General features: G+C 68.8%; 11 protein-coding genes. 1 reads left to right on the top strand and 10 read right to left on the bottom strand.

All coding sequences use genetic code 11. The annotated features are described in order from the left end of the window. Nucleotides 1-65 precede the first annotated feature (65 nt). From ABD52_RS03660 to ABD52_RS03640, 5 genes are all read right to left on the bottom strand, one after another. On the bottom strand, nucleotides 66-1,004 hold the full coding sequence (locus ABD52_RS03660; RefSeq protein WP_030271505.1) for a F510_1955 family glycosylhydrolase: 939 nt from the start codon (nucleotides 1,002-1,004) through the stop codon (nucleotides 66-68). A gap of 266 nt (nucleotides 1,005-1,270) precedes the next feature. Continuing rightward, nucleotides 1,271-2,383 carry a cell wall metabolism sensor histidine kinase WalK gene (locus tag ABD52_RS03655; protein ID WP_036310736.1) on the bottom strand — a complete coding sequence of 371 codons (1,113 nt, stop codon included), beginning with the start codon at nucleotides 2,381-2,383 and terminating at the stop codon, nucleotides 1,271-1,273. Next, the gene (locus ABD52_RS03650; RefSeq protein ID WP_047890774.1) at nucleotides 2,383-3,108 is read right to left on the bottom strand and encodes a response regulator transcription factor; all 726 of its coding nucleotides are present in this window, start codon (nucleotides 3,106-3,108) and stop codon (nucleotides 2,383-2,385) included. Before ABD52_RS03650 ends, ABD52_RS03655 begins: the two co-directional genes overlap by 1 nt. 5 nt (nucleotides 3,109-3,113) lie before the next feature. Further along, on the bottom strand, nucleotides 3,114-3,770 hold the full coding sequence (locus ABD52_RS03645; protein ID WP_200905159.1) for a hypothetical protein: 657 nt from the start codon (nucleotides 3,768-3,770) through the stop codon (nucleotides 3,114-3,116). 5 nt (nucleotides 3,771-3,775) lie between these two features. Continuing rightward, nucleotides 3,776-4,024, bottom strand: a complete 249-nt coding sequence (locus tag ABD52_RS03640; protein ID WP_030271497.1) for an SHOCT domain-containing protein — start codon at nucleotides 4,022-4,024, stop codon at nucleotides 3,776-3,778. Between the two features lie 435 nt (nucleotides 4,025-4,459). On the opposite strand from ABD52_RS03640, the gene ABD52_RS03635 reads away from it, so the two are divergent. Continuing rightward, a complete protein-coding gene (locus tag ABD52_RS03635; RefSeq protein ID WP_082171192.1) occupies nucleotides 4,460-5,947 on the top strand; it encodes a recombinase family protein in 1,488 nt (495 codons plus the stop codon). A gap of 316 nt (nucleotides 5,948-6,263) precedes the next feature. Here ABD52_RS03635 and ABD52_RS03630 read toward each other — a convergent pair whose 3' ends face one another. From ABD52_RS03630 to ABD52_RS03610, 5 genes are read right to left on the bottom strand one after another with little or no spacing between them, the layout of a single operon-like run. Beyond that, complete coding sequence (locus ABD52_RS03630; protein ID WP_235437322.1) at nucleotides 6,264-7,571, bottom strand: hypothetical protein; 1,308 nt, start codon at nucleotides 7,569-7,571, stop codon at nucleotides 6,264-6,266. Then, nucleotides 7,568-10,651 (bottom strand): hypothetical protein, encoded by a 3,084-nt coding sequence (locus ABD52_RS03625; RefSeq protein ID WP_047890773.1) that lies wholly within the window; start codon nucleotides 10,649-10,651, stop codon nucleotides 7,568-7,570. The genes ABD52_RS03630 and ABD52_RS03625 overlap by 4 nt, the downstream gene beginning before the upstream one ends. Beyond that, on the bottom strand, nucleotides 10,648-11,313 hold the full coding sequence (locus ABD52_RS03620) for a hypothetical protein (protein WP_047890772.1): 666 nt from the start codon (nucleotides 11,311-11,313) through the stop codon (nucleotides 10,648-10,650). The genes ABD52_RS03625 and ABD52_RS03620 overlap by 4 nt, the downstream gene beginning before the upstream one ends. Next, complete coding sequence (locus ABD52_RS03615; RefSeq protein ID WP_047890771.1) at nucleotides 11,310-11,858, bottom strand: hypothetical protein; 549 nt, start codon at nucleotides 11,856-11,858, stop codon at nucleotides 11,310-11,312. The genes ABD52_RS03620 and ABD52_RS03615 overlap by 4 nt, the downstream gene beginning before the upstream one ends. Then, a complete protein-coding gene (locus ABD52_RS03610) occupies nucleotides 11,855-13,078 on the bottom strand; it encodes a hypothetical protein (RefSeq protein ID WP_047890770.1) in 1,224 nt (407 codons plus the stop codon). The genes ABD52_RS03615 and ABD52_RS03610 overlap by 4 nt, the downstream gene beginning before the upstream one ends. Nucleotides 13,079-13,687 lie beyond the last annotated feature (609 nt).

The raw sequence follows: 13,687 nt of genomic DNA, 5'->3' as shown, positions 1-13,687 counted from the left end.
CGGCCGTCGCCGGACCCTGAGTGCCAGCGAGCACCCGCTGTGGCCACGGTAGCGGCCCGGCGACCTCACTGCGGCACGTACCGGTCGGTCCAGGTGGCGCCCGCGTCGGTGGTGGCGACGACCCGGTCACCGGCGAGCGCGGCGAAGAGCGTGCCCTTGTCGGTGGCGATGCTGTGCGGCTGCCCCGGCACCGCTCCGCGGCGCTGCCACTGCTGCCCGCCATCGGTCGAGGACCAGATCGCTCCGTCCTGGGCCACCCCCCACACGCCGGTGCGGTCCCAGGCGAGTAGGCCGACAGCGGGAGCGCCCGCGACCGTCTGCCAGCTCCGGCCGCCGTCGGTGGAGCGCTGCAGCCCGTCGCGCCCCACCGCGAGGATGCTCTGCGCATCGGTCGGGCTGACCGCGAACTCCCCCATCGCCACCCGGGACCGCTGCTCCCAGGTCCGCTGGTCGACGCTCACCATGAACGCACCATCCGTGGAGTTGTAGCCGTACACCGAGCCGTGGGCGGCCTGCAGCCCGTGGAAGTCCGCCGCGCCGGAAAGCGACTTCGCCCGCCAGGTCACCCCACCGTCGGTCGACTCGATCAGACCTACGTTGGCCGGGCCGTCCTCGGAGTGGCCGGAGGCCAGGAAATGCCCGGGGCCGACCACGGTGAAGCCCATCAGGTCCAGGGCGTCCTTCGATACCCGCACGGCGGTGTGCGCGTCGTCGACGCGGAACAGCCCGACGTGGGTGGCGACGTACAGGGCCCCGCTGCCCGGGTCGGTCGCAACCCCGTGCACGTGCCCGAACCCGTCGTGCCCGGTACCCGCCGCGCCGTGGTCAGCCGAGGAGCCCTGGTCCCGCAGGACGAACACCACCACGGCGGAGAGGACGGCCAGCGCGGCCAGCGCCGTCACGACGATCTTCCGGGTCGGCCCGGACTGCGGCTCGCCGGCTTGCGCCTTACGCGCGGAGCCGGATCTGCTGCTCGGTCGCGTCGGCTGCGACGTCCTGCTCATCGGCTGCGTCCACCTTCTCATCGTTGATCAACTTGCTGGCCGAGGGCCCCTGTCCTGGCAGGGTTCAGGGTGACCTTCCGCCCCCACCAACAATGACGCGAAGTCGGCGGAAGACCCGTCCGAAGACCATGAAGATTCGCTGAAGAACGGGCCCGGGCTTCAGTAGGGGCGGGGCGTCGGTCGCGTGGGAGACGCACCCGACCGCATCCCCGCGTACGTGTGATCGGGCGCACGTCACATGCTTCCCCCGCCTGCGTGCCGGCAACTCAGCGGGCCGGCATTGCGGGCAGGGTGAGGGTGAAGGTGGCACCGGCTCCGATGCCGGCGCTGGCGGCCGAGAGCCGGCCGCTGTGGGCCTGGGCCAGGGCGCGGGCGATGGTCAGCCCGATGCCGCTACCCCCGGTAGTCCGGCTGCGGGCCGGGTCGGCCCGGTAGAACCGATCGAACACGTGTGGCAGGTGCTCGGCGGCGATGCCCTCGCCGGTGTCGGCGACCGCGATGGCCGCCTCTCTGGCGCTGGAGCTGGTGGTGATCGTGACGCTTCCGCCGGTGGGAGTGTGGCGGAGCGCGTTGCCGAGCAGGTTGTCGAGGATCTCGCGCAGCCGGTCGGGGTCGGCGAGCGCCCGCGCCGGCGCGGGACCGGCCCGGTGTTCGAGGACGACGCCCTTGTCTGCGTAACCGGCGGCTGCGGCGCGAACCGCCTCGTCAACGACCACGTCGACGTCCAGCGGCTCGACCCGCAGGTCGGCCCGGCGTTCCTCCGCCCGCGAGAGGCCGTGGATATCATCGGCCAGGCGGTCCAGCCGCCTGGTCTGATCGCGAAGCGTCCGCCACGTATCCGGGATGGCGGGGATGACACCGTCCTCGATGCCCTCGAGGAAGCTGTCGACGGTGGCGATCGGGGTACGCAGCTCGTGTGCGAGGTCGGCGAGCAGCTCCAGCCGGCGCCGTTCGGTGTTCTGCAGCGTGGCGGCCATCCGGTTGAACGCGTCATCCACCGCGGCGAGCTCCGCTCCCAGCCGGCTCGGCGGCATCCGCGCGTCGTAGTCACCGTCGGCGACGCGGGTCGCGACTCCGGAGAGTTCGGACAGCGGACCGGCCAACCGCCGCGTGATGAACCAGCTCACCGCCAACGACGTCACCAGAGCGGCGCCAACCGCCACACCGAGCGCGACGAGCAGCGTGGCGATCAGGGCGGACTCGAGATCCTGGGTCATGCCGGCGGACATGCCCATCATGCGGTGCAGGTGACTGCGGAACAGGGCCGGCGCGACGGCGAACGCCACCAGCACCAGGGTGACCGCCCCGGCAGCCACGATCAGCGACTGCGCGATGAACAGCCGGGTCGAGAGCCGGTCGGTTCGCAGTCCGGGCCGCATCAGCCCGGACCCATCCGGTAGCCGACGCCACGGACGGTGCGGACGTAGCGCGGCTGGGTGGCGTCGTCGTCGAGCTTGCGACGCAGGTTACCGACGTGCACGTCGATGACGTGCTCGTCGCCGTACCAGTCGCCGCCCCAGACATGGTCCAGCAACTGCCGCCGGCTGAACGCCACCCGGGGCTGCGCGCTGAGCGCGTCGAGCAGGTCGAATTCGGTGCGCGTCAGCTCAACATCCTGGCCGCGCACGCGGACCTCCCGCCCGGCCACGTCGATCTCCAGGTCGCCGAATCGGCGGACCTGGGTCTCCGGTACGGCCGAAGGCGTACGCGGGCGGCGAAGCATGGCGCGCACCCGGGCGACCAGCTCCCGGGGTGAGAATGGCTTCGTCAGGTAGTCATCGGCCCCGACCGACAACCCCACCAACTTGTCCACCTCGTCGCTCTTGGCGGTGAGCATGATGATGTACGCGTCGCTGAACGCCCGGACACGCCGGCACACCTCGACGCCGTCGATACCGGGCAGCATCAGGTCCAGCACGATCACGTCCGGCTCGGTGTCGCGGGCCGACTCCACGGCGGCGTTGCCGTCTGCGGCGGTGACCACGTCGAAGCCCTCCCGGGTCAGGTAGCCGGAGACGACCTGCACCAGGGGTGGCTCGTCGTCGACCACCAGCGCGCGGAACCGGGCGCCCCCGGCGCCCGGCTCCACCCCGTCAACCCGCATGGCACCTATTCCTCGCTCATGGTGACGAACGTCCCGTGCCACGTGTGATCCCACACCGCGCCGGTGTACGCGTTCACCGACATCATCCCGACCGGCCTTCCGTCCCGCAGCGTGTGCAGGGTGTAGTACCCGGGGAACTCATCGGCCTCGCCGGCAACCAGTCCCCTCCCCTGCCGGTCGAGCCAGCGCTGGGCGATGGTGGTGGCTTCGGCCGCCGACACCCGCGCCGCCCCGGTCGTCGCGCGGGCGTGCATCCCGTAGCCGGTGTTCCACATCATCGCCGGACCGTACTCGACGCTGACCCCACCACTGCCCGGATCGATCAGCACCTCCGTGGCACCGCGCCCCGCTTCTGTGGTCAGTTCCGCGTAGTAGCCGTTGGCGAACTGCATCGTCTCACCGACGCGCAGACCGAGCCGGTCGGCGAACGCGGCCCCGCGTTGACGGGCCTGGTCCAGCGACTCCACCCGCTGCCCGTCACCGGCCAGGCCGTAGGAACCGCCCATCATGCTTGCGCCGCTCATCATGCCGGGGCCGGAGTGGCCGCCCATCATGTTCCAGTTCGGGGGTGATGGATCGGCCGCCGCCCAGGCTGCCCCGGTGGTCACCGCTGTCACCGCCGCGACGATCGCCGCGGCCAGCGCCGCCCGCTTGTGCCTCATCGTCCTCACCTCCGGGCCGAACGGGCCGCCGCCAGGTCCTCGCGTGCCCGCCGGTACTGCTCGACGTCGATCTCGCCGAGGGCGAACCGACGGTCGAGGATCTCCTCCGGCCGCTCCGGCCGGCCACCCTGCTCCGAACGGCCCCGGGGCAGCAGAACGCCGACGCCCCAGACGATCAGCCCGACAACCACGATCCAGAACAGGGCCATGAAGATCCAACCGCCCATCCCCATACCCCAGCCGTAGCCCATCATCGCCGTCTCCCTACCTCGCTTCCGTGCCTTACGCCATTCATGCTCCGACCGGCGTCTCAACGACCGATGCGGCGTACCGTCAAGATTTCGTCAAGGCCTCCGCTCACCGTGCGGTGACACCGCATAGGCACACATTCATGGGCTACGCACGCAAGGCCGATGGCGGTGTCGATCGGCTTGCCTCCCCGAGAGGTCGGCGAAGACCGCGTCCTCCCCTGGACAAGACCAAGATCGACCGTGACCGGGCATGTGCCACGGGTGATCATAAGGATCTTCAACCACTACGAGATCGACAGAACGCGCCCCACTCGACCGGCGGTTGCCCTACCAGTCGAGCCAACAGGTCTGTGTGCGGGGCCGAGTCCAGCCAACCCCTGCGTCGTTGTCCACCAATATCGAGATGAGTAACTGCAAACCTCAGTGTGGGAGGTCCTGGTGCAGGACTCGGCGAAGCTCGACGCCCCCGACCTGCTCGGCTGGTGGATACGGCAGCCGAACCGGCGACGCCGCCCACGGAAGCGGCGCCCGATAACACCACATCCCCTGGGCATCCGCTTCGCGTTCTACGGCCGGATGTCGACCCGGGAATTCCAGGACCAGCTGTCGTCGGCGCGCTGGCAGCGCGACTTCGCCGAAGACGTGATCGACGGCCGAGGCGTCATCGTGGCCGAATTCTTCGACGTAGGCCATTCCCGGCAGTTGCCCTGGCCGCGCCGCCCGCAAGCCGCGCGACTGCTGGCAGCCCTCGCCGACCCCGACCGCGGATTCGACGCGGTGGTAATAGGAGAGTTCGAACGAGCCTTCTACGGCAACCAGTTCCGCGACCTCGCGCCGCTGTTCAAACTCTACGGCGTCGAGCTGTGGCTGCCCGAGCTCAACGGCCCGGTCGACGCCAGCAACGACCTTCACCTGTCGCTGCTGGCCCTGCTCGGCGTGCATTCCAAACGAGAGGTCCAACGCTCGCGGTTCCGCGCCAAGGCCGCCATGCGGGCCCAGGTCATCGAGCAAGGCCGCCACCTCGGCGGCCGACCACCGTACGGTTACCGACTGGTCGCGGCAGGACCGCACCCGAACCGGGCCCACGCCAAGTGGGGACGCGTGGCCCACCGGCTGGAACCCGACCCTGCCACCGCTCCGCATGTCCAGTGGATGTTCGCCCAGCGCCTCACCGGGCGCAGCGTCGCCGGAGTCGCCCGCGACCTCAACGACCGGCACGTGCCCTGCCCGTCCAGCGTCGACCCCGGCCGAAACCGGCACCGCAGCGGCGCCGGATGGACGCTACGCACGGTGGCATCGATCCTGGCCAACCCTCGCTACACCGGCCGGCAGGTCTGGAACCGGCAGCACACCGACCGCGGCCCCCTCGACGCCGCCGATGACCTGCTCGGTCAATCGGAGGTACGCCGCTGGAACCTGATGCAACAGTGGGTCATCTCCCGGGACCTTGCGCATCCGCCGCTGGTCAGCGAACACGATTTCGTCGCCGCACAGCAGACCAACGCCCTGCCGGCACCCGCCGACGGGTCGAGCGGACGCTACCTACTCACCGGACTGATCCGCTGCCAGGAGTGCGGCCGGATCCTCGACTCGCACTGGGTCAACAGCCACGCCGCCTACCGGTGCCGTCACGGTTTCCGCAGCGCGGTCCCGGCCGGCACCACCCGGCCACGCATTGTCTACATCCACGAAGCCAAGGCCATCCGGCAGCTCGCCGAACACCTCGGCATGCCGCACACCGACCCCCACGCAGTGGTTGACGCCCTACTTGAACACGATGCCCTGGTCAGCTGCGCCATCGGCGGCGCGCTGGGCATCCATTCGATCCCAACCCCCACGCCGACTTATCGACCGCAAGCGATACCGCATCAGCGCCGAACAGCGGAAACCCCACCGAACGCCATCGCTGACACCCGTGGGCGTTAACGTGTCCGAGACACGTCTACGTAGCACCCATATTCGAAATGGGTGTTCATGCGCCAACAGTAGCGAACTACGTTGCGTAACACTAGACCACAAGCATGGATCGCCGGGGGAAGTCCCTCTAATTTGCTGTCCCCACGCTACGGCACGATGCGGAGCCTTTGGTCAGGTCACCTTGCCCTGCGTTCCACCGACGCCAGCCATGGCGGCTGTAGCCATCTGCGGCAGGATGTTGTGGGTGTGGAGCGAGTGGGCGAGTGGCTTCGTGCCGTCGTCGATCGATTCGCATCGAGTGACTGCACTGCGGGCTGCGCCGCCGTCAGTTTCGTCGAATCCGATCCAGTGCTTCGGTCAGCGCTGCTTTCACGGTCGCCTCCTGTTCGATGGCGTAGCCACGATCCAGGCAGTTGCGGGCAAAGGCTCCGATCTGATCGTTCCGGGTCGCGAACGGTTCCAGATGTGCCCGGCTGTGAGCGGAGAAAGCCCGGCCGGGTTGGTGCCGTGCAGCGCCGACGTCGATGACGTGGACTGTCAACTCTGCGGCGAGGTGGTCGTGGATTCTCGCGGCGATACGCACTCCGCCAAGGTCGGCGTCGGTGCAGATCAGTGTTGACGAGGCCTGCACTGCTGCTTCGGCAATCAGGTTGAGGACGGGCTCTGGTGGCTGGCCGTGGCACCAAATGACCGGCACGCCCGCGTCGATATCGCATAGCGTTTCGGCGGCCTGCCGGTTTTCGATGATCAGAAGCGGCCCCGTCCCGCGGCGTATGTCGATGGAGATCGTGTGCTGAGGGCTGAGCCGGATGTCATGCGGGCCAGGCAGCGGGGAAAGATCGATGACGGCATCTGAGACCTGCAGCCGGACCGGGCCGCCGATGCCGATGTATGGGCTGCGGGATAGGCCGAGTGCAGCGAGGGCGTCGGGTTCGAATCCGAGCTCGGTCAGCAGCCGCTGAACGTCATCGCGGGCTTTGGTGCTTCCCGCGTGGGTTTGCACGAAGGCGCGGACGGAGTTGTGGACGACGCCGGCGGTCAGATCGGTTGCGGCGGTGACTGCCCAGCCGAGCCGGTCCGGGTGTTCGGTGGTGTGCAGGGCTTGGGCGACGCCGGGCCATTCATCGCGCAGGTCGGCGGCGAGTTCGGCGGCGCGGGACTGCAGGGTGGACCGCTGGTCGCGGCGGACTGCGCGGCGGTACTTCTCTGCGGCAGAGAGGTCGGGGTGCGGGTACACCCGCTTCGGACTCGGTGCTGGCCGGCTGCCTTTCAGGTCGTAGCCGATGGTGACGCACGCGGCCCGGGCGAGGGCGAACACGATCGTCTCGGCTTGGGCGCCGAACTTGTCGGCGACCTGCCGCCAGGCGTGTTCGCTGCGGGTCATCCACGCCCAGTCGGTGTCGGAAAGCAGGCCGGCGGGCCGGCGCGGCGGCTGACCGGGGTTTTCGGCCCGCAGCCGCACGCTGCGGTAGTACGGGTCGCCGTTCCGGTCGCGTGGATACCGGCCACTGGCTGGTAGCGGCGCGTACACGACCAGTCCGGGATAGTCAGTGATCCAGGTCAGCACGATTTCACGATCCGGTTCTGCGTCCGGGACGGCGTTGTCGGATGCGGAGCCGCCTGGGATCGTCACGCTTGTGTCTCCCCGCGGTAGGAGGTCATCCACATGCTGAGCAGCTCGACGCGGGCTGTTTCGGACTCGCTGCCGACGACGACGGGTGCCTGGTTGTAGGCGTATGCGTCCGAGGTTCGCCGTAGCTTGATGTACAGGCTGGAGGAGCCGACGGCGTACCGTTCCATGTCGTCCTGCAGGGCGCCGACGACGCTGATCGCCCGGTCCCGGCCGATGTTCTCGAACAGGGCGACCGCGTCACGGCGGTGCGCAGAGCCGAGGTTGCGTCCGAGTTCGTCGAGGACGAGCAGCAGCGGCCGGTCCTGCGAGCCGGCAAGCGCGGCCGCGCAGACGAGTTTGACGGCTTTGTCGTCCATCTGGGCGGTGTTGCCGCGCAGCTGGTACGACGACAGTGGTTTCCCTTCGCCGCGTCGCCACCGTGGGGTGATCGCCCACTGCCAAGGCTTCTGCGGGTCTGCTGGTGGTTCTGGTTCGGGGAAGTCGAGGGCGCCGCCGTACCCGCCATACGCCTGGTCGAGGGCGTCGAACTCGTCAGAAACCTGCTTCAGCTTGGCTTTGATGGCCTTCGCGAGGGTGGCTCGCACTGCGGTCGCCGCGAGTTGGGCCTCCCTCAGGTGGTCTTCGGCGCTCTGCAGCGTCCCGGTGAGTCGTTCCCGTTCGGCGCTGATCTCGTCGAGTTGCTGCCGGTCGATGCTTTCAAGGTCGTCGAGGTGCTGGCCGATGATCCGCAGTACCTGCGGGATGAGCCGGATGTAGGCGCTGAGCCGGCGGTCGCGGCGCTGCTGGTCGACGACTTTCAGCTCCTCCGGCAGCTGCTCGTCCGGGGTGCCCGGCGGGAAACACGCCTGCTGCAGCCGGTCGGTCTGCCCTGCACACAGGTCGTCCCATTCGGCGACACCGCGTTTCTGCTCCGTTTCGGTGAGGGTGAGCAGGTGCTGTTCCGCGGACGCGAAGGTGCCCGCCCACGCTTCCTGCCGACGTGGCAGGTCCAACTCCGCCCGCGCGTCGATTTTCGCCTGCCACTGATCCTGGTTCTGCTGCAGGTCCCGGCTCAACCGTTCCTTCTCCGCTTTCGCGGCGGCGATCCGCTCGTTGCGGCCGCTCTTCTCCGAAAGCGCCGTCAGGTAAGCCTTCTTCGCATGGGCATGTGGGGCAGCGAGTTCGTCCAGCTCCTCATCGATCTTCGCGTTCTTCTTCCGTAACTTCCCGACCTGGGAGTCGATCTCGTCGGCCTCGAGCGCCGCCTTGGCTCCCTCGACCCGCCCATCAGCACGCTTCTTGGCCCGCTGCGCGTCCCGAACGCTGTCGTCCGCCTCACCGTCGTCAGCGGACGCGGCGGTGAGGGCGTCACGGGCAGCCTGAATCCGGCCGGCGCGGCCGGTCATGGCTTCTGCGTACCCAGCAATACCATGCACCCCGGCGGCCGTGTCGATCAGTCCACCGGTGCCGGCACGGTCCCGCAGAGCGGTCAGGAACCGGGCCACGGTCACCACCGCGTTCGCCGCCGCTGGCAGGTCTGGGCCACCCGCGAATCCGTCCGGGTCAGCTTCGACGAGCAGCGAGCCGGGGACGTCGGTGAGCGCCGCCTGGGCGGCAGTCGCATCGGTGACGACGACCGCATGCCGATACGGCAGCAGCCGTGCTTCCCAGACAGGGCGCTGCTCGTCGGTGAGACTGACCACGTCGACAAGCGGGACGGCCTCGGTGAAGCCAGCCGCGCGCAGCGCCTGCACCTGGGCGACCGCGACGTCCTCGCCGCGTTCTGCGGCGGCCAGCGCCTTACGTGCGTCCTTGACGGCTTGTTCGGTGATGCCTTTGCGGCGTTGCGCGCGGTCGACCGCGGCGTTGGCGTCGCGGAGCTCATGCTCGGCCTGGGCGACGGTCCGACCGTCCGCGACGACCGCCTTCTCCCGCAAAGCGCGGCTACGTGTGGTGAGGAGCTCGACCTGGGCGACGTAACCGGTCTGTTCTTTCCGTAGACTGTTCACCTCGGCGTCGATGTCGTTGTACGCCTTCACCCGCTGCCGGTAGCTCTCGTCGAACGCCTTGTCGTCAGTAAGTTGACCGACTTTGACGTCGGCAGCGTCGATGGCTGCTTGGAGCTCTTTGCGTTTGGCTTCGAGCTGAGTGATGTCATGCCGCAGCTCCGCGTCCGTGGCGACACCGTCGACGAGGTAGCGGGCGCACCGCGACCGCCAACTGTCGAGCGCGTCGGCCTTTACCGTACGGGCTGCTTCGCGGGCCCGGATCATGTCTTCGGTGACGGTGACCCGCTCGTCCCACCGCTCGTACTCTTCCTTCGCGGTGTTCGCGGCGAGCGCGGCTTGGTACTGATTCTGCCGGGCCGCCTGTTCGTCGTCGATCTCGCGGGTCAGGCCGGTCAGCGCACCGATCGCATCGAAAATCCGCTCCGGGGTCAGCTCGTTCAGTGGCTGGGCCAGCAGGTTCGCTGTAGGGCTGGCTCGCACCGACGTGGACAGGAACGACACGCATCGCACGGTCTGCCCATACAGGGTGCGGGCGAGTTTGTTCGCCCGGATGTCGGTACGACCGTTGCTGCGCGGTAACTCGTCCCACAAGCCGTCGGCGCTGCCGGCCCGGTCGTTTTCGCTGGCACCGTACGCGACGTGCAGCTGCGGCTTCCATCGCAGTTCGACGTGGGGCGCCTGCCGGTTGATCCGCAGCCACACCGTCAGCACGTCCGCCTCAAGTTCGGCGAGCGCCCGGGCGGTGGGCGGGACGAACACGCCGACGATGTAGCCGTGGTCGGCGTTCGCGTGGACGACTTCCTGCCCGGCGAGTTCGGCGGTGAACAGCAGTTCGGCGGCTGCCTGCGCGCCGGATTGCAGCCGCCACTGCTCGTCGGCGTGCAGCAGGCTGAGGCCGGCGATGAACGACGACTTTCCAGCGCCGTTGGAGTCCGACGGTCCTTGGCCGGCGATGGTGATCAGGCCGCGGGAGGTGATCGGGACCGGGTGGGTCGACAGCCGGGAGATATTGATCATTTGGATGCCGGCGAGGACCCGCGGTCCGACGATGTCGGTGGCGCCGTCGTCGACGGGGTTACCTGCTGCGGTCAACGAATGTTCTCCCTGCTGGCGGTGCGGTTGCGGCGTTCACGGATTGCGGCGGCGAGCGGATGGTTCGGGGCGGCGGCGAGGATCAACTGTTCCTGCAGCCGGGCCCGAGCGGCCGGGGTCAGGCGCAACAGTTGCGGGCCGGGCACGTATCCACCTTCGGCGTCGGCGCGGTCGCGGACCCGGGTGAGCAGCCCGGCGGCGACGAGTTTGCTCGCTGCGGCTTTTGCGGCGACCGCCGGGAGTTTGCTGGCCTTCAGGATGTCGGCCTCGGTGGTCGGGTACGGGCTCGTCCAGGTGTCGGGAGCGAGGCGTTCCTCGCTGCGGGCGATCGCGACCGAGTAGATGAGCACGAGAGCGAGCACGGCTCGCTCGACGGTGGTCAGTGGCTGCCAGCCGGCGGCGGTGAGCTGCGCGGCAACTGTGTCGTCATATCCGGAGGTGAACCGCAGCCCGTCGACCTGGACGAGGACCCGGCCGGTGTGGCGCAGCAGTTGCTCGAGTCGGTCCCGGCTGGTCGGGTCCTGCAACGCGTGCAGTTCCTGCCGGTGGACGGGTTCGCGGCTGTGCTCCAGCAGGGCGTACGCCGCTTCGACGTGTTCGCGCTGCCGGTCGGTCAGGGTCGCAAGGACGGAGTCGAACAGCGGGTTCTGGTTGCGGTTCACGGCGCCTCCCCTCCGCCTGGGTCAGACTTCGGCTGGGGGTCGGGGATCATCCGCCACAGTTCCCGGAGCGTGGACAGCTCCAGCGACCCCCACCCGGTGACGCGAGGCCCCAGCCGGACCCGGTCGGCCGTCTGCAGCACCCACCGGGACGCTTCCAGCCGGCGCAGGCTGGCGGACAGCAGCTTGCGCCGGCTGGCCCGGTCCCGGCCCGGGGTCAGCTGCTGTAGCACCTGGTCGACGTCAGTAAGATCGGCCGGCTGGCCCGGCCACAAGTCGGTGCCCGGGTCCGGCCAGCAGCAGCGCAGGCAGGCGGCGAACACTCGTAGCGTGCCGGCCGAATCCTGTAGCGTCGCCGGTTCCTGTCGGTACTCGGCGAGGACCTCCGGCGCAGCACTTGGCGGCAGGTTCGGCAGGAACCACACTGACTGGGCGTCCGGCTCGACCAGGCGCCGCATCCCTGCTGGGGATGGGCTGCCCGCGGGTGCCTGTTGCGGGCCGCCGGAGCGGATCTTCGCCCACCACAGTGCGGTGTCGTGTTCGTTCACGCCGGCGCCTCCGCCGGTGTCCGGCGCCTGAACCAGCCGTCGGTGATCCAGGTCAGGTCTCCGACCACGTTGATCCGCAGCCCGTCCCCCCAGGTCAGCAGGTAAGGCAGCTCGGGTCGCAAGCCGATCGCGGTCAAGTCCGACAGCACCCGACGGCTGGCCGCCCAATCCCCGGCAGTGTCCAACAGCTCGGCGACGGTGACCTCGTCGCGGCCGGCCAGCAGCTCCTCCGCCCGAGTGGCAAGCAGTTCCGCCTCCATATCGGCACCGACCTGTTCAGGGCCTGGTTCATCGTCAATCCGCGGCCGAGGCGGCGGTGTCCGCCCCGTGTCGGTCCGCAACCCTTCTTCGACCGCGTCGAGCAGGTCGTCAACGGTGAAGTGCGGATTCGGCGCGTCGAACAGCAACCCGTCCAGCGCGGCCGCAAGCTCGTCGCCGGTGGCGTCGCGGGCGAAGCTGCGCCACTTCTCCGCTGGCAACAGCCCCAACGCCCGGGTTCGGCCGGCCCGGTCGATCAGTCGCCGCGCCGCGGCGTTCACCGCGTCCCGATACGCGGCCAACGCCATCCGCAGCTGCGTGCACTCTGGCAACAGCTGCGGCCACTTCTCCGTCGCCAGGTTGTGGAAGACGGTCGCCTTGTCGATGAGTTCGCTGTTGCCGAGCATCGGCTGCGCCGAGCTTCGCAACGATTCGACCGTCCCGGACTTCGCCATCTGCATGATGGGGTTCGCCAGCAGCCGGAACACGTTCGCCAGGTCCTGCAGCTGCGCTTGGGCCTGCTCGAGGGTGGTATCGGCGTCCTCGATCGAGAGGCGGGCGATCGACAGCATCTGGTGCAGCTCGCCGAGGCCGCCGGTCTGCGCCAGCCGGCGCAGGAACAGCAGCATCACGTACGGCGCGAATGCCGCCTGGTAGAACATCTCGTTCGGTCGCTCGTTGACTTTGGTAATCGCACGATAGGAGCGCAGCACCTCGAACCGGCGCCGGACCGCGACGGGCGAGGTGTCTCCGAACGCAGCGATCACCTGCTCCACCGTCAAGCCGGCCGGGCCCGCGGACGCGAATGCGTTCAGGATCAGCTCGTCGACGCGGACGAGCGCCGGGTCGTCGACCATCTGGTTCGCGTCACGGGCCAGAACGGCGAACACCTGCCGGTACAGCGCAAGCACGGCAGAATCAGCAGCGTGCTCCTCAAATGGCAGCTCTGCGATCTCGGTCACCAGTTGGTGCCTCCGTTGCCCCCCTTGGATCGGGTGCCGGGGCGGGCTGAAGTGATCGTCGGCGCCTCCGGGATGCCGGTGGCCTCGGCGGTTAAGGTTCTCGCCGGCCGCGAGCCGCTTGGAGCTGCGTCCTCAGGCCTCGGCTGATCGACGGCATGTGCCCGGGACCGCCGTGGCCGGCGTAGCTGACCGCACGCGGGGGTTACTACCAGTACGCTCCGGGTCAACGGAGGATTGTGCATTGCCATCGACAACACAGTCCTCCCCCGCTCAGCCAGATCACACTGCCGCGTCGCCACGAGAGGCCACGCCCGCAACCGTGGTACTCGCGCATCATCTCGGTCTGGAGCCTTTGCGTGGCCAGCTTGGCGCCCTGTCAGCCTATTCAAGCAGGCCACGACCAAGGTCATCGTTGATGATCCTCTCTCGTTCCGAGGCGTCGGCCCAGTGGGCGTGACTAGTTGTCAGGGACTTCTCCACGACTAAGGCGTGTTTCAGAAGTCGTGGTGGCCGGTGAAGGTCGCGGCGTGGCGGTGATCGACAACTGAAGAGGTCTCCGGTATCTGGTTCTGCGACCAAGCAAGAACTTCATACCGGAGACCTCGTGGC

It is taken from the genome of Micromonospora sp. RV43, assembly GCF_001029515.1.
Taxonomy (GTDB): Bacteria; Actinomycetota; Actinomycetes; order Mycobacteriales; family Micromonosporaceae; genus Micromonospora; species Micromonospora aurantiaca.
This window is presented reverse-complemented; position numbering and strand designations above follow the sequence as displayed.

Excerpts from the sequence above, each read along its gene's own strand:
- ABD52_RS03650 (WP_047890774.1), bottom strand. The coding sequence starts at position 3,108 with ATGCGGGTTGACGGGGTGGAGCCGGGCGCCGGGGGCGCCCGGTTCCGC.
- ABD52_RS03660 (WP_030271505.1), bottom strand. The coding sequence starts at position 1,004 with ATGAGCAGGACGTCGCAGCCGACGCGACCGAGCAGCAGATCCGGCTCC.
- ABD52_RS03640 (WP_030271497.1), bottom strand. The coding sequence starts at position 4,024 with ATGATGGGCTACGGCTGGGGTATGGGGATGGGCGGTTGGATCTTCATG.
- ABD52_RS03655 (WP_036310736.1), bottom strand. The coding sequence starts at position 2,383 with ATGCGGCCCGGACTGCGAACCGACCGGCTCTCGACCCGGCTGTTCATC.
- ABD52_RS03645 (WP_200905159.1), bottom strand. The coding sequence starts at position 3,770 with ATGAGGCACAAGCGGGCGGCGCTGGCCGCGGCGATCGTCGCGGCGGTG.